General features: G+C 68.0%; 16 protein-coding genes and 4 pseudogenes. 8 read left to right on the top strand and 12 right to left on the bottom strand.

Annotated features, from left to right (window positions below; genetic code table 11):
• Positions 1-2: 2 nt before the first annotated feature.
• Entirely contained in the window at positions 3-473 is a 471-nt protein-coding gene (locus tag SNA_RS18045; RefSeq protein WP_030065446.1) for a DUF4334 domain-containing protein, read from the bottom strand.
• A 90-nt stretch (positions 474-563) separates the two neighbouring features.
• Positions 564-1946, bottom strand: a complete 1383-nt coding sequence (locus SNA_RS42440) for an NAD(P)/FAD-dependent oxidoreductase (RefSeq protein WP_198535061.1) — start codon at positions 1944-1946, stop codon at positions 564-566.
• A 1680-nt stretch (positions 1947-3626) separates the two neighbouring features.
• Here SNA_RS42440 and SNA_RS39740 point away from each other — a divergent pair.
• The 3 genes from SNA_RS39740 to SNA_RS18030 all read left to right on the top strand — a co-directional run bounded on the left by SNA_RS39740 (position 3627) and on the right by SNA_RS18030 (position 6448).
• Positions 3627-3893: a 1-deoxy-D-xylulose-5-phosphate synthase N-terminal domain-containing protein gene (locus SNA_RS39740; RefSeq protein ID WP_241779703.1), complete on the top strand. Its 267-nt coding sequence runs from the start codon at positions 3627-3629 to the stop codon at positions 3891-3893.
• The gene (locus SNA_RS18035) at positions 3890-5218 is read left to right on the top strand and encodes a cytochrome P450 (protein WP_030065444.1); all 1329 of its coding nucleotides are present in this window, start codon (positions 3890-3892) and stop codon (positions 5216-5218) included. The genes SNA_RS39740 and SNA_RS18035 overlap by 4 nt, the downstream gene beginning before the upstream one ends.
• 471 nt (positions 5219-5689) lie before the next feature.
• On the top strand, positions 5690-6448 hold the full coding sequence (locus SNA_RS18030) for a hypothetical protein (RefSeq protein WP_157879966.1): 759 nt from the start codon (positions 5690-5692) through the stop codon (positions 6446-6448).
• Between the two features lie 27 nt (positions 6449-6475).
• Here the strand turns inward: SNA_RS18030 and SNA_RS18025 are convergent, their stop codons facing one another.
• The gene (locus SNA_RS18025) at positions 6476-6979 is read right to left on the bottom strand and encodes a TetR/AcrR family transcriptional regulator (protein WP_420823492.1); all 504 of its coding nucleotides are present in this window, start codon (positions 6977-6979) and stop codon (positions 6476-6478) included.
• Positions 6972-7301, bottom strand: a pseudogene (locus SNA_RS44725) (replication initiator); the annotation flags it as partial. The gene SNA_RS18025 and the pseudogene SNA_RS44725, both read right to left, overlap by 8 nt.
• A 554-nt stretch (positions 7302-7855) precedes the next feature.
• Between SNA_RS44725 and SNA_RS18015 the strand changes: the two are divergent.
• A pseudogene (locus SNA_RS18015) lies at positions 7856-8944 on the top strand (IS110 family RNA-guided transposase); the annotation flags it as partial.
• An 814-nt stretch (positions 8945-9758) separates the two neighbouring features.
• Complete coding sequence (locus SNA_RS18010) at positions 9759-9968, top strand: hypothetical protein (RefSeq protein WP_157879965.1); 210 nt, start codon at positions 9759-9761, stop codon at positions 9966-9968.
• A gap of 247 nt (positions 9969-10215) precedes the next feature.
• On the opposite strand, the pseudogene SNA_RS18005 reads toward SNA_RS18010, so the two are convergent.
• Positions 10216-11090 (bottom strand): annotated as a pseudogene (locus SNA_RS18005) (NAD(P)-dependent oxidoreductase).
• A 49-nt stretch (positions 11091-11139) separates the two neighbouring features.
• Between SNA_RS18005 and SNA_RS18000 the strand changes: the two are divergent.
• The gene (locus SNA_RS18000; protein ID WP_030070494.1) at positions 11140-11547 is read left to right on the top strand and encodes a MerR family transcriptional regulator; all 408 of its coding nucleotides are present in this window, start codon (positions 11140-11142) and stop codon (positions 11545-11547) included.
• Between the two features lie 344 nt (positions 11548-11891).
• Here SNA_RS18000 and SNA_RS17995 read toward each other — a convergent pair whose 3' ends face one another.
• Positions 11892-12251: a MerR family transcriptional regulator gene (locus SNA_RS17995; protein ID WP_030070493.1), complete on the bottom strand. Its 360-nt coding sequence runs from the start codon at positions 12249-12251 to the stop codon at positions 11892-11894.
• 59 nt (positions 12252-12310) lie between these two features.
• On the opposite strand from SNA_RS17995, the gene SNA_RS17990 reads away from it, so the two are divergent.
• Both SNA_RS17990 and SNA_RS17985 read left to right on the top strand, forming a co-directional pair.
• Positions 12311-13405: an alkene reductase gene (locus tag SNA_RS17990; RefSeq protein ID WP_078969968.1), complete on the top strand. Its 1095-nt coding sequence runs from the start codon at positions 12311-12313 to the stop codon at positions 13403-13405.
• Between the two features lie 247 nt (positions 13406-13652).
• Positions 13653-14729, top strand: coding sequence for a polyprenyl synthetase family protein (locus tag SNA_RS17985; RefSeq protein WP_044365779.1), 1077 nt, complete (start codon positions 13653-13655; stop codon positions 14727-14729).
• 296 nt (positions 14730-15025) lie between these two features.
• Here the strand turns inward: SNA_RS17985 and exaC are convergent, their stop codons facing one another.
• From exaC to SNA_RS17955, 6 genes and pseudogenes are all read right to left on the bottom strand, one after another.
• Positions 15026-16549: an acetaldehyde dehydrogenase ExaC gene (gene exaC, locus SNA_RS17980; RefSeq protein WP_030070489.1), complete on the bottom strand. Its 1524-nt coding sequence runs from the start codon at positions 16547-16549 to the stop codon at positions 15026-15028.
• 140 nt (positions 16550-16689) lie between these two features.
• Positions 16690-16887 (bottom strand): annotated as a pseudogene (locus SNA_RS17975) (hypothetical protein); the annotation flags it as partial.
• Positions 16888-17165: 278 nt separating this feature from the next.
• Positions 17166-18263: an MsnO8 family LLM class oxidoreductase gene (locus tag SNA_RS17970; protein WP_030070487.1), complete on the bottom strand. Its 1098-nt coding sequence runs from the start codon at positions 18261-18263 to the stop codon at positions 17166-17168.
• 24 nt (positions 18264-18287) lie between these two features.
• Positions 18288-19664 carry an NtaA/DmoA family FMN-dependent monooxygenase gene (locus tag SNA_RS17965; RefSeq protein ID WP_030070486.1) on the bottom strand — a complete coding sequence of 459 codons (1377 nt, stop codon included), beginning with the start codon at positions 19662-19664 and terminating at the stop codon, positions 18288-18290.
• A gap of 20 nt (positions 19665-19684) precedes the next feature.
• On the bottom strand, positions 19685-20911 hold the full coding sequence (locus SNA_RS17960) for an LLM class flavin-dependent oxidoreductase (protein WP_030070485.1): 1227 nt from the start codon (positions 20909-20911) through the stop codon (positions 19685-19687).
• Between the two features lie 82 nt (positions 20912-20993).
• The gene (locus tag SNA_RS17955) at positions 20994-21530 is read right to left on the bottom strand and encodes a flavin reductase family protein (RefSeq protein WP_037792950.1); all 537 of its coding nucleotides are present in this window, start codon (positions 21528-21530) and stop codon (positions 20994-20996) included.
• Between the last annotated feature and the right edge of the window lie 7 nt (positions 21531-21537).

Genomic DNA, 21537 nt, shown 5'->3' with positions numbered 1-21537 from the left:
TGTCAGGCGGTGCGCTCGAGGGTGAAGTAGAAGAAGGGGCCGTCCTCGGGGACTTCCTTGCCGTTCATGATCGCCATGAGGGTGGTGTCGTCGACCCGCTTGAGGTGATCCAAGGCCGGCATCCCGTCGTAGATCATCGCCGCGGTGACCTCACCGCGGAATTCGACGCTCCACAGGCTGGCCTCGCCCTTGCCGAGCTCGATGTTGGAGTACAGCTCGCCACTTTCGCTCCGGCAGATCGCCGGCTTCGCGTCCCTCACACTCACGAACGTCTTGCCGTACCACCCCACCTGAGCGTGCTGGCCGTTCAGGGGGTGCCCGGTGTGGAACTCGCTGCCTTTCCACTCGCCGAGAATCTCCTCGGGCCGGACAGTGTCCAGCGCGGCCCAGATCTCGTCGAGTTCGGCGGCCGAGACCTGGCCCTCCTGCTTGCGCAGCTCCGAGAACCGGGTACGGGCCTCGATCGCGTCCATGATGACTTCCTCTCGTCGTGCGGTGCCGCACGGGTGCGGCACCCAGTCGCTCTGACACCACAAACCAAAAACCTGACACACCCCTGAGAACTACTTCTTGCCGCGAGCAGGCTTGAGGACCTTGGCGACGATGGCAGGGTGAGCCAGTCTGCTCGGGGGGCTCAGCAGGCTGGCAACCTGGAGAAAAGCTGAGGTCAGTTCAGCGTCGTGCGCGGCCGCTTCGGCCAGGCGTGACAGATACCAGTCGGCCAGTCGTTTTCCGGGAATCCGAGGACCGCTCACGCCGGGCATGGACAGGTCGGAGACGGCGGTGAACCACCAGGGACCGGCGAGCGCGCGGGCGGTGTCGCGGAAGAAGCGGCGCTGGAGGCCGTCGAGGCCGCGACGTACATGGCGGTCCAGAAGGATTGCCTGGGATGCCGCAGCCCCGATCCCGCCCGCGTAAACGGGGTTGGCGCTGCAGAGCGCGTCCCCGATCACCAGCAGCCCTGCCGGGAAGCGGGACAGGCGGTCAAATCGGCGCCGGAAGACGTGCGGGATCTGCATGAGGTGGATGTCGCCGACCGGCTCAGCCGCGCCCAGAGCCGAACCTACATCTGCAGGCAGAAGCGAGTGCACCAGGTCGTAGAACCGCCCAGGGGTGCTGGAGGGGCGGGAAGAGCCGTAACCGACAGCTGTGAGTGACCAGCAGTTGTCCTCTCTCGCAACCAAATAGACCCCCTGGGGCCGAGCCGGATGGGGGATAACGGCGATCACTCGGTCGCCGCCGCAGGCATCTACCGGAAGGCGCAGTACTTGGGTCGCGTAGGCGAGTGAGATGCCCACACGTTGTTCGGGTGGCCGCGAATACCCCAACTCTCGCAGCCAGATCAAGGAGCGGGCACTGCGTCCGGTCGCATCAACGACCAGGTCTGCACGAAGAGACTCGGTCCGTCGGCTCCCCTTGGGTGTAATGACCACTCCGATGACCCGGGTGGCGGCGGGAGCGATCAGGCCAGTGGCTTCCAGGCCGGTGCGCAGGGTGACGCCGGGCAGATCTCGGACGCGTTCCTTGATGCGGTGTTCCAGCAACGGCCGGCTGGCCAGGATGGTGTCCTGGTTCGTGGACGGCCTGTGCAGAGTGTGGCCGTGAAGGTCGATACGGTACTGGGTTCGCATGGAGGCTGTTACGGCCCCGTCGGCAAGATATTCCGCATGCAGTCCGGGAAAGAGCTCCTCCAGCAGCTGTGAGGTCTTCAGAGGGAGCGCGTGCAGATGTCGCCCCTGTGGTACGCCACGCCGAGCACCGAACCCATCACCGCCATCGCGCTCCACTACGGTGACACGGTCGAAGCAGCCGGACAGGACCCGGGCCGCCAGCAGACCGCCAATGCCGGCGCCGAGGACTACTGCATGGTTCCCTACAGGGTCAGTCGATCGACCATCGTGCCTCATCACGGCCTGGTTGGCGGGCAGGGAAAAGGCTCCCGTCATGTGGTCCTCACAGTAGGTGCGGACAGTGGGCGTTGGCCGGCTCTCGACGGTAGGTGCGATGTTCTTGGTAGAGGTCATCGCGGGCGGACTGCCGGTGGAGACCGAGGCGCCGGTGCCGTACACGCGACAGCGGTTCCCGGCAGAGGTGATCGGTCATGCCGCGTAGGCGTATCGCTTTCGCATACGAAACGATCCGGGCCCGGACGACGTTCGGCCCCGCTGCGCCAGGCAGCCGCGCCGCCAGCAGACCCGGCAATTTCCGGCCGGGATGCCGCGTCGCTGTTATCCGCTGTTCGTCCTCAGTGCAGGGTTGGCGCTTTGGCTTGGTGCCGCTCCATCGACGCCGTCAGGAGAAGCTGCCGTAACGGGATGATCGGATATCGGACCCCGCCTGCCATAGCGCGCGGCCTGCACAGAGAATTGCCACTTGGGATCAACCTGCAAACAAGGGGCGCGCGTTCGATCGGCGTGTGGGGGGCATACGGCGCACTTGATCCGTCGCTGCACGTGCCACTGAGCCTACGGCGAGCACTCTCACACTCCTCGCGCCCCTTGTGCGAATGGAAGATCTATTCCTGGGACCCTGGTGGTTGTGCTGGCCGCGGCCGCGGCGATGGTGTCCCGCCGAGTGGGGTAGCCGGGTAAGGGCCGGGAACGCGTGGGTGTCTGCCCCGGGAGTGCATCTGATGCCGGTGACTGCTCCCGCAACAAGGACAGGCCATCGCGCAAGGCTCCCTGGTGAACGGGCAGTTCAACCGGAGGAGCGCACGATGGCTTTGTCCCAGTCTGGGCGGCCCCTCCCCACCACGCCGCGCAGCCCGCCTCCGAGCCCCAGGTACAGCGCCCGTCGCGGGCAACGGCCAGATGCCGGGCGAGGGCGGTACCGACGGGCCAGGTGTCCCGGTGAGGTACGAGCTCGCCGGCGACAGGGGACGAGGAAAGTCTTGGCGCCCACCGCGCCAGCAGCGACACGGTTGGCAGCCAACCAAACACCCAAGCACGGCTTGCGGACACGGAATTCACCGACCACAGCAGGCCGGTGCACATCGCCCACGTATGCGGTGCCCAGCCACGGGAGTCGGGCGGCACAGGCCATGGGCGAAGAAGGCTTGAACCACAACTGCACCTGCTCGTTGACTGTGTGGCCGTGAACATCGTCGTCCCGGAGTGTGGCTGCCTTCTGCCGGGTCTCCGCTGAGGCGACAGTGTCGTCCTTGAGCAGATGACAGAAGTCTCGGCGCAGCGCTCCCGAGGGTGCATCGGGGCGTGAAGGAACGCAGGTGGAGCGCGTACTCAGCCTGTGCTATGTGTGGTGAACCGGTTGTGTGCCGTGTGCGCCCCAGTGCTCCTTCGGGATGCGCACCGGCGGTTTGCCGGTTCGCGCTGGACGGGCATCTCTCTCGCCGTAGAACGCGGCCGGTATCCGCCCGCACCGGATCGAGAAAGCCTCAACGGTCAGGCTGTTCGGCCGGGACGTCCGCGCCGCCCGCCCTGGTGCAGGACGTCATCACGGCTTTGGGGGCCTGGGACCGGTCACCGTCACCGAACACACCACCGCCACCGGACACACCACCGCCACCGAGACTCTCGCCTTCGCCCCGCCCACCGCCGCGACGACACCATGACCACCTCACCCAGTGCTGCTTCCAGTAATTCCAGTACCCCGGCTCCTGCCGGTGCGTGGTCCTTGAAGAGCAGTTCCCCCTGCTGACCCGCATCACCAGTCCGAAGGCGCTGCGCGCCCTGCCCAGGCAGGACCTGCCCGCTCTGGCCGGTCAGATCCGTGCGTCCCTCATCGAGACCGTGTGCGCGAGCGGCGGGCATCTGGACCCGAACCTGGGCGCGGTAGAGGAGCTGACCATCGCCCTGCGACAACGCCGCCCAGGTGCATATCACTCCAGGAGCGTGACCCGATCACGAGCGCCATCAGTGAAGGGCAAGCAATGATCATGACGCCACCGGTCGCCCCGGGGCGAATCCCCGTGGTGGGCCACCTGGTGTCGTTGGGGCGGCGGCCACTGGAGTTCCTCACCTCACTGCCCGCCCACGGCGACCTCGTCGAAATCAGGCTCGGGACTGTCCGGGTGTTGGTGGTGTGCCACCCGGATCTGATGCACCAGGTGCTCCGCGACGGGAAACTCTTCGACAAAGGCGGTGCATTTTTCGAGCAGATGCGACGAGTGACGGGAAACGGCCTGACAACCTGTGAACATCAAGACCATCGGCGCCAACGGCGACTGGTGCACCCGGCGTTCGCCCCAGATCGCCTGACCGGCTACGCCACCACGATCAGCACGCAGGCCGGCGAGGTCTCGCGGTCATGGCGCGACGGTCAAGTGATCGACGCCGTGGCGTCGATGAACGAGACCACCGCCCAGATCACCGCCCAGATCTTGTTCGGCGCCACCCTCACCCGCGAGGAGGTCCGCGATGTTCATCGTTGCCTGACCGCGGTGGTCCGCGGGATCTTCCGACGGATGCTCATCCCGGCGACCCTGCGGTGGATTCCCACTCCGGGCAACCGTCAACTGGACCGCGCGATCACGCGCTTGGACCAACTGGCGCTTCGAATCATCGCCGCGTACCAGCGCGGTGGTGAAGACCACGGTGACATGCTCTCGATGCTGATGTCTGCGCGCGACGACCAGGGCGACACGTTGAGCGACCAGGAGATCCGCGATCAGATCATCACCTTCCTCGGCGCCGGGACCGAGACCACCGCGACCCTGCTGGCCTGGACCCTGCACCTGCTGGCCAGCCACCCCGAAGTGGAACAGCGCCTGCACGCCGAGGTCGATACCGTGCTGGGCGGACGCGCCGCCACCCACGCCGACATCCCCCGCCTGAACTACACCCGCCAGGTCCTCACCGAAGCCCTGCGTATCTACCCACCAGTGTGGCTGGAGACCCGGCACGTCACCCGCGACACCCAGCTGGCCGGGCACGCGGTGCCCGCCGGCACCATCCTGCTGCTCAACCAGTACCTGATTCACCACCGGGCCGACCTGTTTGCCAACCCCGATCAGTTCGATCCCGACCGGTGGCTGCCAGGCCAAGCCGACCTGCCCCGCGGCGCGTTCACCCCCTTCGGTGGCGGCGCCCGCAAGTGCATCGGCGACGACATCGCCATGCTCACCGCCACCTTGGTCCTGGTGGCCATCGTGGGCCGCTGTCGCTTGGTCACCGTCCCGGGCCTCGAGGTCCGGCCACTTCCTCGCGCCTGCCTGCGGCCACACTCCCTGCGGCTGCGTGTGCGGAAACGCTGCCCCTGACCCGAGGTCACGCCACCGCGCGGTGGCGCTGAGCAGCCTCCTGACATGCAGCCGTGAGGAAGGAGAGCAATGTGGAGCAGAACACTCCGGGGTACGCCAGGACACGATTCGACCTTGGATTCCGGTCGAGCGTGAATCCGGAGGTCGACCAATTCCTGGCATCCCCACCCAAGCACGGGGACCTGATGGAAACCGGATTCGGGCCGCGGACCGCGGACGTGGCGCGTGAACCGGACCTGATGTGGCAGTTGCTGCGACGCGCGCACGGTCGACAAGGGCGTCGCCTTCTGCAACCAATTCCGGCTGGCGATGAGAAACGGTTTGGACGTCGACCCGCACCAGGACACCGGCGGTAGCGGCGGCTGGCGCGGCCGGTATTCCACCCGGATCGAATGGCTGGTTCCGTCACGATCACGGTCGACGAATTAGCGAGAACACCCAGATTAATTCTATTCGAAAGAGGTGACGCGCGTGACATCCAACGCTACCGACCCGACTTCCCCGTCTGCGTCCTGGGCGATCGAGCGCACACATCTGCGGGCTGCCGCATTCTTCGGACTATGCCCGTTCGCGCTCACCGTATTCATCATCGCTCTTGGGACATTTCCTTACCCTGAAAACAGTCTAAACGCGCAATTGTACATCGACTATGTCCTCCGGAACCATACTGGCGAAGTGGATCCACTGCTATGGGGTGTAGCCCTGGGAACCATGCTGGTGTTCGTCATTCACTTGGCTGTCGCGTACATGCGACAAGCAGGCCGCGTCACAGCAAGTGGACTCACCATGGTCGCTTGTATGGTGCTCACCACCGGGGTGTCAGTCATCGTTATGGGCTTCTTCGGTGCCACCGCCATGTTTGAGCGTGGCTTTGGGACCAAGCCGGCGGATCTGAGGTTCATCACATTCATCTGGGACACCATGGACGTGGCCTACAATTCGTCCCTGGTCCCGCTGGTGATGATGTGGATCGCCGTCATCGTCGCCAACCGCAGGAATCCCATCCTTCCGCGCGCTCTAGGGCTCTGGGGTGCGGCTGTTGCCGCCCTGGCCAACTTCATCGCTCTCGGCAGTGTGTTCATCAACGGCGGGCACTGGTCGGCAGGCGGCGCGTACAGCTTCATCCTTCACGCTGCACCCACCTTCGGATGGGTGACGATCACGTCCGTATACCTGCTCCGAAAAACAGCCAAGTTCGCAGCCACCCCGTCTGGTGAGCGCGGGCAGTGAACCCTTTTCATCCTCCATTTTCGCAAATCAGAGATGGTGCGGCTGATGCGGTTGGTGCCCTCTCGCGCCTGTACAGGCGCGGAGAACCACCACGACTGCCCCCCCGGTGTCGGCGGGTCGGACGAACTGCCCCTCGTGCTCGTTGACATCACGGGTGAACAAGTCCTCCCACTCAGCCGGTTCCGCGATGGTCAACTGGGCGAGCAGCGCCGACGACATCCGCATGGCGTTCGGGCCGAGGTGGACGAGGCCGACCTGGCCCAGTTCGGGGGCGATCCACGGGTGGCGCAGGGTCATTGCCCGCAGTTCGGTGGCGGCGTGGGTGACGGCCGCCCGCCACCGTGTCCCGTCGACGACGGTCGGTACGTCCGGTTCGCCGTAGACGTCGTCCACGACCAGCTCGATCAGCTCGTCCTTGTTGGCCACGTGCCGGTGCAGGGAGGTGGCAGCCGTGCCCAGGCGGGTGCCGAGCTTGCGCATGCTGAGCTCCTCGACGCCCTCCGCTTCCAGCGGACGGATCGCTTCGTACATCGCGTAGGGCATCGAGGGTGGTGGAGTAGCGGCGGGATTTGGTGGAGAAGTGGCCGCGGAATCCGGGCATGTGGGTCCACTTCCAGAGCTTGAGGTCCGTGAATTCCGGGAGGTGGCCGAGCGCCCAGGCGGTGTGGATCATCTGGCGGACGGGGCGCCGCACGCGGAGGTTGGGGAAGGGTTCGGCCCGTCCGGTGCCTTCGCAGTTGGCGCACAGGTCGCGCAAGCCGTCGGGGCCGCGCAGGTAGCCGCGTCCGCCGCAGGGGGCGCAGACGAGGGAGCGTTCTACGGTGCCGGAGTCTTCGGCGCTTTTGGTGGCGTACGTCAGTCGCACATCTAGGTGGTGAGGAAGGCCGACCTGGTCGAAGCAGTGAGGAGCCAGTCCAAGTTCGATGGCACGCGCTCCAGGTTCCATGTCGGAGGACAGCGACCCGTCGGACAGGCCGCCACCCCCTCATCATCCGCAGCACCTGACCGGATTCCTGAGCCTTGCGCGCAGCGGCGACAGGAGCCTTGCGATCTGACGGCCGCCATTTTGTCTCTACTGCGTGCAGTCGCTGTCGCCAGCGGTCGCCAGTTGTCGGATGGCCGCCGCCGGCGGTCGGGATTGAACACAGCTTTTGATGCGTCGTGTTGGGCAGGAGACTCGGTGGGCGCTGTCCCGGGTCCGGGGTCTGACTCATGAGACGTTTGACCGGAGTGTCCGTATCACACAGTGTCGACTGTTGGCCGGGGATGGTGCGTTGCCAGTACCGGGCGGCGAGGTGTGTCTCGATAGGGGCTTGCCGATCAATCAGGCGTCATCACAATTCTGACCGCCCGACGCGGCCCGGTGCCGGCAACGCGATGAGCCATCGGACCGGAAGGTGCACGGGCATGCCCAGACGAACCACGTCCAGTACGTCTCCTGCCCCGCGAGCCCGCCGACGTCGGCCAACCGGGGAGGTGATTCTGGGGGTGGACACGCACCGGGACACTCACGTGGCTGCCGTGCTCTCCCCGCTCGGGGCAGTGTTCGGCACCGAAGAGTTCCCGGCCAGCGCAGCCGGATACCGCGGACTACTGGCGTGGGCCGGCGCCTTGGGCACGGTGCGGCGGGCCGGGGTAGAGGGGACCGGGTCCTTCGGAGCCGCTCTGTCCCGCTACTTGCTGACCCAGGGCGTGGAAGTGTTCGAGGTGAACCGGCCGGACCGGACCGACCGCCGCCTCCGTGGCAAGTCGGACCCCTTGGATGCCCAGAACGCCGCCCGGGCGGTGCTGAGCGGGCGGGCACGTGCCCGCGCCAAATCAGGCGACGGACCTGTGCAGATCGCCCGGATGTACAAACTCACCAAAGGGTCGGCAGTCAAGGCCCGCACCCAGGCGATCAACCAGCTCAAGGCTGTCCTCATCACCGCTGATCCGGCCCTGCGGGAAGAGCTGGTCGGGCTGAACAACCCGGACCTCTTCCGTGCCTGTGCACGCTTCGCTGACGAGAGCAAGAACGAGGAGGGCGAGGAGGAGACGGTGCTGCAGGCCACCCGCACGACCCTGCGCTTGCTGGCTCACCGGATCGAGCAGCTCACCGAGCAGATCCAGGACGTGGAGCACCGTTTGGCCCGGCTCGCGGAACGCCACGTCCCGCAGCTGCTCGCTGTGGTGGGCATCGGTCCGGACACGGCCGTGACGCTGCTGATCACGATGGGGGACAACCCGGAGCGTCTGAGCAGTGAAGCATCGTTTGCCGCGCTGTGCGGGGTCAGCCCCGTCGAGCGGTCCTCGGGCACTCGCCAGTACCGTCGCCTCAACCGCGGCGGCGACCGGCAGGCCAACGCGGCCCTGCACCGGATCGTGCAGACCCGCCTGAGAGTCGAACCGCGTACCCGGGACTACTTTGAGCGCCGACTCAAGCAGGGCAAAACCCGGCGTGAAATTGTCCGATGCCTCAAACGCTACGCTGCCCGCGAGGTGTTTCACCTGGTCAGGAGGCTGGTGGGTCGTGACGAGATCCGTAGCGCGATGGCGGCGTACTACGAGCGACAGGTGAGGGGGGACCGCTCGCCGAACCTTGAGAAGTCCGGGTACGTGCTGCACACCACCTCCGATCCCGACGTGTTCATCGCCGAGATCGACACGGTATTCGACGGGGACGGAGACGACGTTGTCGTCTCGCTGGTACAGATCTTTCGCATCCGCGACGGGAAGATCGCTCGATTGCGCGACTACTTCACGCCCGAGTTGATGAACTGAGGACATCCGAACAGTTCCCGCCACAGGCATGCACCGACTTTTCGACCGTCTCCTTGGCCGGCGTCGACCCGTTCCGGACTAGCGCCGTCAACGGGCTCCGGGTGGAGCAAGCTCCCCGGGGGACCAGGTGCGACCACAACGGAGCGGTCGGACTCGGACCGCAGGATGAGTCGTGCTGCGTTGACCCTCGCTCTCTTCCATGTCCCCAGGAGGGCAGTCGTTTCCGCTACTGCATCGGCATCTTCGGAACCGGTTCCAACAAGAGCGCTGATCACATACTCGATGGGCTCGACGCCGTCACCGCCGGCCTGAGGCATCCCGAAACGTTGATCAGAGCCGCACTGCATGACTGTTGACAACGGTGGGAAGCGCGGTCTGGGCATCGTGCGGAACCGTGCCCTGCGCCCCTGCGGCGACCACCCTGCCTTGATGTGTTCCCGGCCCACGGTGATGGCTGTGCCCGAACTCCCGGACCACGAGAGCCTGTCCATGCCATGCTTCGGGCTGTCGGCTCAGTTCCTCCACTATGGAGGTAGCCAGGTTGACCGAGGTGCTCACCGCAGCTGCGGCCGCCTGGGGCGGTGCGATCGTGCAGGCTGCGGGGACGGACGTCTGGCACGGGGTCGGGGTCGCTGCGGCCCGGTTGCTCAGCCGCAGCGAAGTCCCGCGCGAACAGGCGGAATCCGAGCGACTCGACCGAACCCGCGCTGTGCTGGAGGCCGCGGAGGAAGGTGAGGCGGAGCGGGTACAGGCAGCGTAGGTAGCAGTCTGGCAGACCCGCTTCGAGACCCTCCTGGAAGAACTGCCCGACGCGTGGCGGCAGCAGGTGGTGTCCAAACTGGACTACCTGGCCGCCTGTCGGGCCTCGAAGCGCTTTGCGAACGCTGGAGACCCTTCGGACCCCCGGAACGGTCCTCATTCTCGCTGTTCAGAGGCGGTTTCCGCGTTCGTGATCGCGATCCGGGCAGCCCCAAAAGCCCGAGGCCAGAGCCCGGCGTGGGGATCGGTCAGTCGTTACGGGGTTGGCTGAACTCTTCGATCAGCACGGCATACTGCTCCCCGCCGTGTCCGGCGGCGACCGCCCGGTCGGCCATCGCCTTGATCAACTTCGGCAGTTCGGCATTGACACCCACCGCCTCGCTCTCCTCGATCAGGTGTGCCATCGACCGGACATGGGTCTCCAGGGACGCCACCTTGGCAGGGAAGGAGCTGCTGTCGATCTGTTCGGCATGCCCCGGCAACCATGCGGCCACCCTGGTGGCCATCTGCTGCGCGAATGGCGCATACGTCACGGCGTCCACACCGGCCGTCCTGAGCAGGGCCGCGCCCTGGAGCCAAGCGTTCAGGACGCTCCACATCATGGCCAGACCCGCCACGTCGTACAGGGACGCCAGCCCGTGATCCGCACCAAGGTAGGTGACAGTGCCGAGCGCGTCGAGTGTTGTCTTGTGCGCCTCGAAGTCCGCCTGCGGCCCGCTGTGCAGAATCGTCGCGTCAGCGGTTCCGATCGCCGGCGGGGGCGCCATGATGGCGCCGTCCAGGTAACGGGCGCCGCGCTGCTCGGCCCATTGGGCGGCCTCCCGGGCCTGGGCCGAGTCACCCGAGGTCAGGTTCACCAACGTCATGCCGTCCAGCTCGATATCGTCCGCCCCGAGCAGACCGTGCATGGCCTGGTAGTCGGTGACGCAGACGATCGTCAGGGAACCCGCCTTGAGCGCGTCGCCCACCGTTGGCGCCAGCAGGGCACCCTCGGCCACCAACTGGTCGGCCTTGGAGGCCGTACGGTGGTGGGATGCCCGGCTTTGAGGAACGCGCTGGCGAGTGCCTGGCCCATCCGTCCCAGGCCGATGAGGGTCACAGGTGTTTCGGTTGCGTTGTTCATGCCAGTATCGTCAACGTTGATACCGGTGTGAAGGTCAAGCGAGGTCTTGATGCGGATCGGGGAGCTGGGGCGCCGGACGGGCGTCAACACCCATCAGTTGCGCTACTACGAGGCCCAGGGCCTGCTGGAGGCGGACCGCGGCACGAACGGCTACCGCGAATACGACGAGAACGCCGTGCTGCGGGTCAGGCAGATCCGGCATCTGCTTGGTGCCGGTTTGTCCTCCGAGGACATCGCGTACGTACTGCCCTGTGCGGTCGGCGAGGCCCCGCAGTTGCCCGGGTGTCCCGAGGTGGTCGCTGCGATGCGGTCACGGCTGCAGCGACTGGACGATCGGATGGACAGCCTCGCTCAATCCCGCGACGCTCTAGCCAACTACATTGCTGCGGCAGAGCGGATGGGCGGCGAGAGCTATCCGCCCTTCGACCATGCGGACCAGGAGCCCGTCCCCTCCTGAACAGCCGGGTACCCCGTCTTGCGGACCATCTCGACCAGCAACATTTCGCCTGCCTGCGAGGCCACCGCCGACGCCCCGGCCTGAACACGAACACGCGGAAACGGAGCAACACGCCTCATCCGGTAAGTGACTTCTTTCCCGCGGTGGACGGAGCCTTGGACAGGCCCCATCTTCCCAAGTCAGGAGCACTCTCCACTCGTTCGATCAGTATCCGGGACGCCTACATCGTGCAAGGCCGAACGCCGGCAGCCAGTGATGCGGTGGGCGGCGGGCAGCTTGTGTCCGCCGTATGGGCCGCTACTGCCGAGGTGAGGGGGTACCCGCGAGGCCGTCGGTCACCGATGTCATGGGCGTGAGGCGGCGTCGATGACCTCGTCGAGGGTGCCTTGCGAGCGGCGCAGGTTCGCGATGGTGCGATTGATGCGCTCGCGTTCAGCCCGCAGTTCCTGCACCAGCCACGGTGTGGCGGTGACCGCTGGGCCGCCGTCGTGGTCACGTATGCAGGGCAGCAGTTGGGCGATCTTCTGGCTGCACAGGCCGGCGGCGAACAGCTCCTGGATGCGGATGACCCGGTCCACGGCGCGCTCCGGATAGCCCCGGTGGCCGCCGGGCGTCCGCTCGGACCCGAGCAATCCCTGCTGTTCGTAGTAGCGCAGCGACCGCTCGCTCACGCCGGTGCGGCGGGCCAATTCACCGATCCGCATCACACATCTCCCCTCGCGGACTTGAACTTGACAGAAGTGTCAGATTCTACGGTTTGCGCATGATGAAGCTCCTGACGCCCTTCACCTCAGCGGATCTGACCCTCTCCAACCGCATCGTGATGGCCCCCATGACGCGCTTCTGCGCCGAAGAGGACGGCACCCCGCTACCGATCGTCGCCGACTACTACCGCCAGAGGGCCAGCGCCGGCCTCATCGTCACCGAGGGCATCTGGCCCGGCCTCCGCGGCCAGAGCGGCTGGCGCATCCCGGGCCTGGAGGCCGAACGGCACGTGTCTGCCTGGAAGCACGTCACCGAGGCAGTGCACGACGCCGGCGGTCGGATCTTCGCCCAGCTGATGCACGGCGGCCGTCAGGGACACCCACGCTCCCGCATCCTCGGCGACATCCCGGCCGGTCCCTCCGCCGTCCCCGGGCCCGTACACGTGAAGGACGGCAAGGCAGACCCGGTCATACCGCGTGCGATGACGCACGACGACATCCGCACGGCCATCGCCGACCACGTCGCCGCCGCCCGCAACGCGATCCGGGCCGGCTTCGACGGCGTCGAACTGCACGGCGCGAACAGCTACCTCATCCACCAGTTCCTGGCCGACAACACCAATCTGCGCACCGACGCCTACGGCGGCGACATCCCCGGCCGCATCCGCTTCCCGCTGGAACTGGTACAGGCCGTCGCTGACGGGGTCGGCGCCGGCCGGCTCGGCCTGCGCCTCTCGCCGGGCAACCCCCAATTCGGCATGGAAGAGGCCGACCCGGCCCCGGTCTATCGTGCGCTCCTCGCCCGCCTCGACGGCCTCGGCCTGGCCTACCTCCACCTCACCGACGACGACCGTTACCCCGCCCTCGCCGACCTGCGCCCGCGCTGGCACGGCACACTTATCGCCAACGTCGGCGAGAACCGCGCCCCGACCACCCGCGCGGCCGGTGAGGCGGTGCTCGCATCGGGGCGCGCAGACCTGGTCTCGTACGGGCGCCTGTTCATCAGCAACCCCGACCTGCCGCACCGCTTCGCAGGCGGCCTGCCGCTGAACACGCACATCGACCAACCAGAGCTGTACGGTCACGGCGCCGCGGGCTACACCCACTACCCGGCATGGAAGGAGCTCCAGCCGGTCGCGACGCGCCAACCCTGACGCTGACTCGGGTCGACTCGGTCACTCACGGGCCAACTCGGACACTGAGACCGACCGGCAAATGGATCACCTGAGGCGGCGCGTGGTGGGACGGCTGTCCCATCGGTAGTCGGGTGGTGGTTGGGGCGCAGTCACGGCTCCCGCATGTTCGCCCTGGCCGCTACGCGGAGTTGATCTGGTGGTGTTGAATGCGAGCTGGCGGTGTCTGTCGACGGCCGTCCAGTTTTACGGGGTTCCAGGGAGATCAATGACTGCTGACAACGGGGCCGGTGTACACGAGCGGCTCGCCGGATACCGGGACCGCTTCAACGGGTTGTTCGCGAACTACTTCGACTCGGTCGCCGAGCAGGGGCCGCCGGGCAATTCGTTCGTGCCCGAGGCGCTGGAGCTGGTACGGGACATGTCGCTGCGGGGCGGGAAGCGGCTACGGGTCGCGCTGCTGTACGAGGCGGCGCGCCTGGTGGCTCCCGATGCCGTGCCCGGGCTGGACGAGGCCGCGCTCAGCATTGAGTTGCTGCAGACGCACGGGCTGATCCACGACGACATCATCGACGACTCCCCGGTACGCCGGGGGGCGCCGTCGGTGTACTACGCCTACCGCGAGCGGTTCCCTGGCCGTCCGCAGACGGCGTTGGGTCTGGCCGTCCTGGCCGGGGACTTGGCCGCGTTTCTGTCGGTCCAGGTGCTGCTGACCGCGCCGGTTCCCCGCGAGCTGCGGCAGGCGATGGCGGCCGTACAGGCGACGGCGGGGGCGGACACGGTCCGCGGGCAATTCCTCGATCTAGAGCGTGACTTCGGCCCGATGCCCGACCGCGAGGTGCTGGACACCGTGTCCGAGTACAAGAGCGCCCGGTACTCGGTGCTGGCCCCGTTGCAGCTGGGTCTGCTCGCGGCGGGCGCGGACCCGGCGGCCCATGAGAACGAACTGGCCCGGTACGCGCGACTGCTCGGGGTGAGCGGGCAGATGCGCGACGACTACCTCGACCTGTTCGTGGACGCAGGCACGGTCGGCAAGCCGGCTGGATCGGATCTTCGCGAGGGCCGCCGAAGCTACGCGGTGTGTGCGCTGCTGGCAGCGACGAGCGGTGCGGAGCGGGCGGTCGTGGAGTCGGCGCTCGCCGGCCCCGGCTGCCTACCGCAGACCGTCGAACGGATTCAGGACATCGCCCGGCGCCACGGCGTCGACAACGAGCTGCTCGCCGAGATCCGCCGCTGTGCCCAGGAGGCGGCCGCCGTCGCGGCCAACTGGCGGGGGCGGTGGCGGGACGAAGCCGTCGAGTTCTTCGAACAGCTGCCGCTGTGGGGCGTGCTGCGCGCCCAGTGATCTTCCGTGCGGTTCGGCGCTGGGGGAGCGCGGTGAAGTCCCATCCGCCGATCGCGGCACCGACCACGACCTGGGCGCGGTCGTCGCAGCCCGGACACGCATACCTGACGCTATCTGTCCGTCTCCACCCCGCGACGGCACGCTGAACCCGTGACTGGTCCGGAAGGGCTGGTCAGGAGCGGGAGAGCCGTGGGAGGAACTGGGAGTTACGGCGCAAGACGGTTCCCGCTCTGAGTCGGACCAATGAAAGGCGCCTGATGGGTAGAACACCAGGTCAGGCGCCTTTTCGCGAGCCCCTAGAAGAACCCGAGCTTCTTCGGCGAGTAGGAGACCAGCAGGTTTTTCGTCTGCTGATAGTGGTCCAGCATCATCTTGTGGTTCTCCCGCCCGATGCCGGACTGCTTGTAGCCGCCGAACGCCGCGTGTGCGGGATAGGCGTGGTAGCAGTTGGTCCACACCCGGCCCGCCTGGATGGCGCGGCCGGCGCGGTAGGCGGTGGAGCCGTCGCGGGTCCAGACGCCCGCGCCCAGTCCGTAGAGGGTGTCGTTGGCGATGCCGATCGCGTCGTCGAAGTCGGAGAAGGGGGCGACCGCCACCACGGGGCCGAAGATCTCCTCCTGGAAGACCCGCATGGCGTTGTTGCCCTCGAAGATCGTCGGACGGACGTAGTAGCCGCTCTCCAGCTCCCCGCCCAACTCGGCGCGGGAGCCGCCGGTCAGGACGCGGGCGCCCTCCTTCTGGCCGATGTCCAGGTAGGAAAGGATCTTCTCCAGCTGGTCGTTGGAGGCCTGGGCGCCGATCATGGTGTCGGTGTCCAGCGGATGCCCCTGGACGATCTTTTCCGTACGGGCCACGCCCGCGGCCAGGAAGTCGGCGTAGTGGCCGCGCTGGATGAGCGCCCGGGAGGGGCAGGTGCAGACCTCGCCCTGGTTGAGGGCGAACATGGTGAAGCCCTCGACGGCCTTGTCCTGGAAGTCGTCCATCAGGGTGGAGACGTCGTCGAAGAAGATGTTGGGGCTCTTGCCGCCGAGTTCGAGGGTCACCGGCCGCAGATGCTCGGAGGCGTACTGCATGATCAGGCGCCCGGTCGTGGTCTCACCGGTGAACGCGACCTTGGCCACCCGGGGGCTGGAGGCGAGTGGTTTGCCCGCCTCCGTGCCGAAGCCGTTGACGATGTTGACCACACCCGGCGGCAGCAGGTCCGCGATCAGGCTCATGAGGAAGTGCACCGAGGCGGGGGTCTGTTCGGCCGGTTTGAGGACCACGGCGTTGCCCGCGGCCAGGGCGGGGGCGAGCTTCCAGACGGCCATCAGGATGGGGAAGTTCCAGGGGATGATCTGGGCGACAACTCCCAGCGGCTCGTGGAAGTGGTACGCGACGGTGTCCTCGTCGATCTCCGAGAGAGTGCCCTCCTGGGCGCGTACGGCGCCCGCGAAGTAACGGAAGTGGTCGACGGCCAGGGGGATGTCGGCCGCCAGCGCCTCCCGCACCGGCTTGCCGTTCTCCCAGCTCTCGGCGACCGCCAGCGCCTCCAGGTTGGCCTCCATCCGGTCGGCGATCTTGTTGAGGACGGCGGCCCGCTCGGCGGCGGGGGTACGGGCCCAGCCGGGCGCGGCGGCGTGCGCGGCGTCCAGCGCGCGCTCGACGTCCTCGGCGGTGCCGCGCGCCACCTCGCAGAACGTCTGACCGTTGACCGGGGTGGGATTGTCGAAGTACCGGCCCAGTGCGGGCGCCACGAACGCGCCGCCGATCCAGTGGTCGTAGCGGCTCTGGTAGCTCATGACGGCATCGGCGGAACCCGGGCTGGCGTAACGGGCCATGGGCGGCCTCCCAATCGCTCTCGACGCGGTGCCCGCCGCTCCCGTGCGACGGGCGTTGCGCGCAGGGTAGGGCGGCGCAGGTTGCTCGAACGTTGCGCCGGGGGGAGGCCGGGCCCCCTAGGGCGCGTATCGGGTGGTGATCAGGAGGTGGTCTGCGTGAGGTCTCTGATCCAGATCATCGAGGCACGTAAGTGGAGGCCGGCCAGGTAGCTTTCGGGGGTCTTGTCGTCCCGTGTGGCGACGGGCCTGCCGCCCCTGCGGCCTTTCTTCGCCCGGTCGGCCGCCTGGTCCCTCTTCTCCGGGATGACCACCTTGACGCCGCGTTTGCGCAGGTGGGCGGGTTCTGCCGTTGCTCGCCGCCGAATGCCCCCGCTGCCGGGCCCAACCCGGCGTCCGCCACACCAGCCCCCGCGGCTGCGGCGGTACGGCCTGACACGTAGCTCAGCCCCCGGCGTGGTCCAGCACCTCCTGGGGTGCCCCAGGAGGTGCTGGAAATGGGCCTTGGCGGAACGACGGACCGTGGGGGTCAGGCCACGGCAGGTGTGGAGGGGCTCGCGTCACCGCCTTCGATGGCGCGGCTGGATCTGCGACTTCCCCGCCGCGCACGGGCGCCCGCTCATCTGCGCCGCCACTCCTCGGCCAGCAGCTCGTAGGAACGCACCCGGTCGGCATGGCGGTGCGTGATGGTGGTGATGAGCAGTTCGTCGGCTCCGGTGGCCGCCTGGAGCCGTTCCAGTTGGTCGGCCACGCGGGCAGGGGAGCCGACGAACTGGGTTTCCACGCGGTCGGCGACCAGCGCCCGGTCCGTGTCGGTCCACACATGGGACCGGGCCTGTTCGGGCGTGGGGAACTCGATCGCGCCCTCGGCGGTGCGGATGCTGCGGACCCACAGGCCGTAGCCGGTGGCGAGTTCGCGGGCGGTCTCGTCGTCCTCGGCGACGACGACATCGGCCGAGACGCTCACGTACGGCTTGTCGAGCACGTCAGAGGGCTGGAACGCGGTCCGGTAGCCTTCCGCTGCCTCCAGCACGGTGGCCGGGCTGACGTGGTAGTTCGCCGCGAACCGCAGACCGTTGCGGCCGGCGACCTCGGCGCTCTGCCCTCCGCTGCTGCCCAGAATCCACACCTGTACGTCGGCGCCCTCGCCTGGGACGACGTGTGCCTCGACGCCGTCCGCGGACCGGTAGGTGCCGGCCAGCAGCGCGAGAATGTCGTCCACCTGCTCGCCGTAGTCCTGCGACTCGGCGCCCGGCTGCTGGAGCAGTCTGCGCTGAAGGGCGACCCTGGGTGAGCCGAGCAGGTGCGCGAAGGAGAAGCGCTCCGGGATCCGCAGCCCGTTGGGGGCCCGGCCGTCGACGACAGGGGTCGCGGTCGGCGGCGGGGTGGCAGGCGGTCCGGCCGGGCGGCCGCCGGATCGTCCGAGGCCCAGGTCGAAACGTCCCGGGTGCAGCGCGTCGATCAGGCCGAACTCCTCGACCGTGGACAGTGCGGTGCGGTGACCGAGCTGTACGGCGCCGGAGCCGAGCCGGATCGTCGACGTCGCGGAGGCGGTCAACGCGAGGATGACGGCGGGTGAGGTGCCCGCCACACCCGGATTGAGGTGGTGTTCGGCGAACCAGTAGCGGGCGTAGCCGAAGCGCTCGGCCTGCCGGGCCAGGTCGATGGAGTTGCGGAGCGCTTCGGTGGCCGTGGAGCCGGACGAGATCGGGACCAGGTCGAGGACGCCGAGGGGGGGTGCTCATGACGCCACCCGCCCGGCCGGCGCCTCGGCGTCGGGGTGGTCCAGACCGAGGTGGTCGCGCAGGGTGGTCCCCTCGTACTCCGTCCGGAACACCCCGCGCTCCTGGAGCAGCGGAACCACGGTGTCGGCGAAGACGTCGAGGCCGCCGGGGGTGATGTGGGGGACGAGGATGAAGCCGTCGGAGGCGTCCGCCTGGACGAACTCGTTGATGGTCTCGGCGACGGTGGCCGGGGAGCCGATGAACGACTGACGGGTGGTGGTCTCGATGACCAGCTCGCGGATGGAGAGGTTCTTCGCCTCCGCGCGCTCGCGCCACTCCTTGGCAACCGCCAGCGGGTCACGGAACTGCCGCACGCTGGCCCGGCCGAGGGCGATGGTGTTCTCGCCGGGGACCGGGTCGACGTCGGGCAGCGGACCGTCCGGGTCGTACGCGGACAGATCCCGGTTCCAGACGTGCTCCAGGTACTTGAGCGCGGTCGCGCCGCTGACCTGCTGGCTCCGTACCTCGTGGGCGAGTTCTCGCGCCTCGGCGTCCGTGTCGCCGAGGACGAACGTCGCGGCGGGCAGGATCAGCAGCTGGTCGTGCCTGCGACCGTAGCGGGCGAGGCGGCCCTTGACGTCCTGGTAGAAGGCCTGCCCCTCTTCGAGCTTGCTGTACCGGCTGAAGATCGCGTCGGCGCTGGAGGCCGCGAACTCGCGCCCCTCGTCGGACGCTCCGGCCTGAAAGATCACAGGGCGTCCCTGGGGGCTGCGCGGGACGTTGAACTGTCCGCTGATGTCGAACTGGTCGCCCTGGTGGACGAAGGCTCCGGCCTGGGCGTCGCGCAGGAAGACTCCGGTCTCCTGGTCGGCGATGACCTCGTCGCCGCGCCAGGAGTCGAACAGTTCGTGGGCCGTGGACAGGAACTCCTTGGCCCGGGTGTAGCGCTCCTCCTGTGGCAGGAAGCCACCGCGGCGGAAGTTCTCGCCGGTGAAGGCGTCCCAGGAAGTGACCACGTTCCAGGCGGCACGCCCGCCCGACAGATGATCGAGGCTGGCGAACTGGCGGGCGACCTCGTAGGGCTCATTGAAGGTGGAGTTGATGGTGCCGGTCAGGCCGAGATGTTCGGTGACGGCTGCGAGCGCGGTGAGGACGGTGAAGGTGTCGGGCCGTCCCACGACGTCGAGGTCGTAGATCCTTCCGCCCTGCTCACGCAATCTCAGCCCCTCGGCGAGGAACAGGAAGTCGAACTTGGCTCGTTCGGCGGTCCGCGCGAAGTGCGCGAAGGAGCTGAACTCGATGTGGCTGCCGGCCTCGGGGGCACTCCACACGGTGGTGTTGTTGACGCCCGGGAAGTGCGCGGCCAGATGGATCTGCTTCAGTTGCTTGCTCATGTCGGTGCGGTCCTTCCGGCTCAGGCAGTGGCGGCGTAGCGGCTGGTGGGGCGGGCGAGCCCGAGCAGCCCGCGGAGGGTGTCGGTTTCGTAGGAGTTCCGGAAAGAGCCTCGGCGCTGGAGTTCGGGCACCAGCCCTCGGGTGATCGCGGGAAGGTCGTGTCCGAGGACGGCGGGGCGCAGCCGGAAGCCGGACAGTCCGGCCTCCCGCAACTCCAGCAGCAGATCGGCGAGTTGGGCGGGCGTGCCGGTAAAGATACGGGCGTCGCTGGTGTACGCGTTTCCCGCGAGGGCGTCGAGGCGGTCCCGGCGGTCCTCCGCCGCGGCCGGAGTGTCGTCCAGGAACACCACCAGGTCTCCGAACAGGTGCAGAGGCTCCTCCGCACGCCCTGCCGCCTCCTGCTCGGACCGCACCGCGGCGACGACGGCGCGCGCCTGCCCGATGTCGCGCGGCGTGACGTACCCGACGTCGGTGGAGCGGGCGACCAGCCGGAACGGGGCGCCGGTCGCTTCCTCGTGTGCGAGCGCGCTCACCAGGGGCTGGCCCTGCGGCGGCCGGGGTGTGATGGAGGGGCCCTTGACGCTGAAGTGCTTGCCCTCGAAGTCGATGTAGTGCACCTTGTCGCGGTCGATGAAGCGACCGGTGGCGACATCCCGGATCTCCGCGTCGTCCTCCCAGCTGTCCCACAGCCGACGCACGACTTCGACGTAGTCGGCTGCCTCGTCGAGGAGGCCGGCCGTCAGTTCCCGTGCAGGCGGGCCGTGCAGGTCCCCGAGGGCGAAGCGGGGGAACGTACGGCGTCCGAAGTGCTCGGCCTCGTTCGGGTGCCGCGTCACCTGCACGCGGAGGCCCGCGCGACCCGCGCTCACGTAGTCGAGCGTGGCGATGGCCTTGGAGATGTGGAACGGCTCGGTGTGGGTGGCCACCACGGTCGGCACGAGTCCGATGTGCCTGGTCAGCGGGGCGACGCGGGCGGCGATGAGGACGGCGTCCAGCCGTCCACGGACCTGGTCGGTGCGCCCCTCCGGCTCCAGGAGGTGCGAGGACTGGAATCCGAGCGAGTCCTCGATCGTCACGAAGTCGAGCAGGCCGCGTTCGGCCTCGGCGACGAGGTCGGCCCAGTAGCCGGCAGTGAGCAGATCCCGGGGCCTGGCCACCGCCTCGCGCCATGCGGCAGGGTGCCAGCCCGCGCCGTCGAGCGCGACGGCCAGGTGCAGCGGAGCGGATGAACGGGGCGAAGAGGACAGCGAAGAGAGCGATGAGGACACGATGGGGGCGCCTTCCTGAGGGAGCGTACGTACCGGGAGTTGGCTCATCTCGTCGTGATCGTCATGAAGCACGACGGATCGGTTGTGGGGGCAGTGCATGGGCCGCGGCGAACGCCCCGTCGTGATGCACCAGTGCCGTCGCGTCCTGATGCGCCGCACCGGCCTCGACCTCGCCCACGACCAGCAGGTGGTCGCCGATGGGCTGGCGCAACGTCACCCGGGCGGTGAGCCAGGCGGGAACGTCGTCGAGTACGGGCAGGGCGTCCTCGTGCTCGGTCCAGGCGATGCCCTGGAACCGGTCGACGCCGCTGCGCGCGAACTGCCGTGCCACTTCGGCGTTCTGGGTGCCGAGAATGTGGACGGCGAACCGGTCGGCTTCCCGGACCGCAGGCGCGGTTGATGCGCCAAGGCCCAGGTAGAAGGACACGAGAGCCGGCCGCAGGGATACGGAGGTGAAAGAGGTGGCTGTGAAGCCGGCCGGGCCCGGGACGGTGATCACCGTTACTCCGGCTGCGTGGTGCCGCAGGGTGCGGCGGAGTATGTCATCGGCGGCAACGGCCGCGGAGGACCGGGCGGGGCGGTTCTCGGAGGCGATCATGTCGGGT

Origin of the sequence: Streptomyces natalensis ATCC 27448 (assembly GCF_000935125.1) — a bacterium.
Taxonomy (GTDB): Bacteria; Actinomycetota; Actinomycetes; order Streptomycetales; family Streptomycetaceae; genus Streptomyces; species Streptomyces natalensis.
The sequence above is the reverse complement of the archived record's forward strand: the minus strand, read 5'-3'. Positions and strand labels throughout refer to the sequence as shown.

What these genes read in the sequence shown, in the direction of transcription:
- SNA_RS18045 (WP_030065446.1), bottom strand. Translation starts at nt 473, where the DNA reads ATGGACGCGATCGAGGCCCGTACCCGGTTCTCGGAGCTGCGCAAGCAG.
- SNA_RS42440 (WP_198535061.1), bottom strand. Translation starts at nt 1,946, where the DNA reads ATGACGGGAGCCTTTTCCCTGCCCGCCAACCAGGCCGTGATGAGGCAC.
- SNA_RS18035 (WP_030065444.1), top strand. Translation starts at nt 3,890, where the DNA reads ATGATCATGACGCCACCGGTCGCCCCGGGGCGAATCCCCGTGGTGGGC.
- SNA_RS18025 (WP_420823492.1), bottom strand. Translation starts at nt 6,979, where the DNA reads ATGTACGAAGCGATCCGTCCGCTGGAAGCGGAGGGCGTCGAGGAGCTC.
- SNA_RS18000 (WP_030070494.1), top strand. Translation starts at nt 11,140, where the DNA reads ATGCGGATCGGGGAGCTGGGGCGCCGGACGGGCGTCAACACCCATCAG.
- SNA_RS17995 (WP_030070493.1), bottom strand. Translation starts at nt 12,251, where the DNA reads ATGCGGATCGGTGAATTGGCCCGCCGCACCGGCGTGAGCGAGCGGTCG.
- SNA_RS17990 (WP_078969968.1), top strand. Translation starts at nt 12,311, where the DNA reads ATGATGAAGCTCCTGACGCCCTTCACCTCAGCGGATCTGACCCTCTCC.
- SNA_RS17985 (WP_044365779.1), top strand. Translation starts at nt 13,653, where the DNA reads ATGACTGCTGACAACGGGGCCGGTGTACACGAGCGGCTCGCCGGATAC.
- exaC (WP_030070489.1), bottom strand. Translation starts at nt 16,549, where the DNA reads ATGGCCCGTTACGCCAGCCCGGGTTCCGCCGATGCCGTCATGAGCTAC.
- SNA_RS17965 (WP_030070486.1), bottom strand. Translation starts at nt 19,664, where the DNA reads ATGAGCAAGCAACTGAAGCAGATCCATCTGGCCGCGCACTTCCCGGGC.
- SNA_RS17955 (WP_037792950.1), bottom strand. Translation starts at nt 21,530, where the DNA reads ATGATCGCCTCCGAGAACCGCCCCGCCCGGTCCTCCGCGGCCGTTGCC.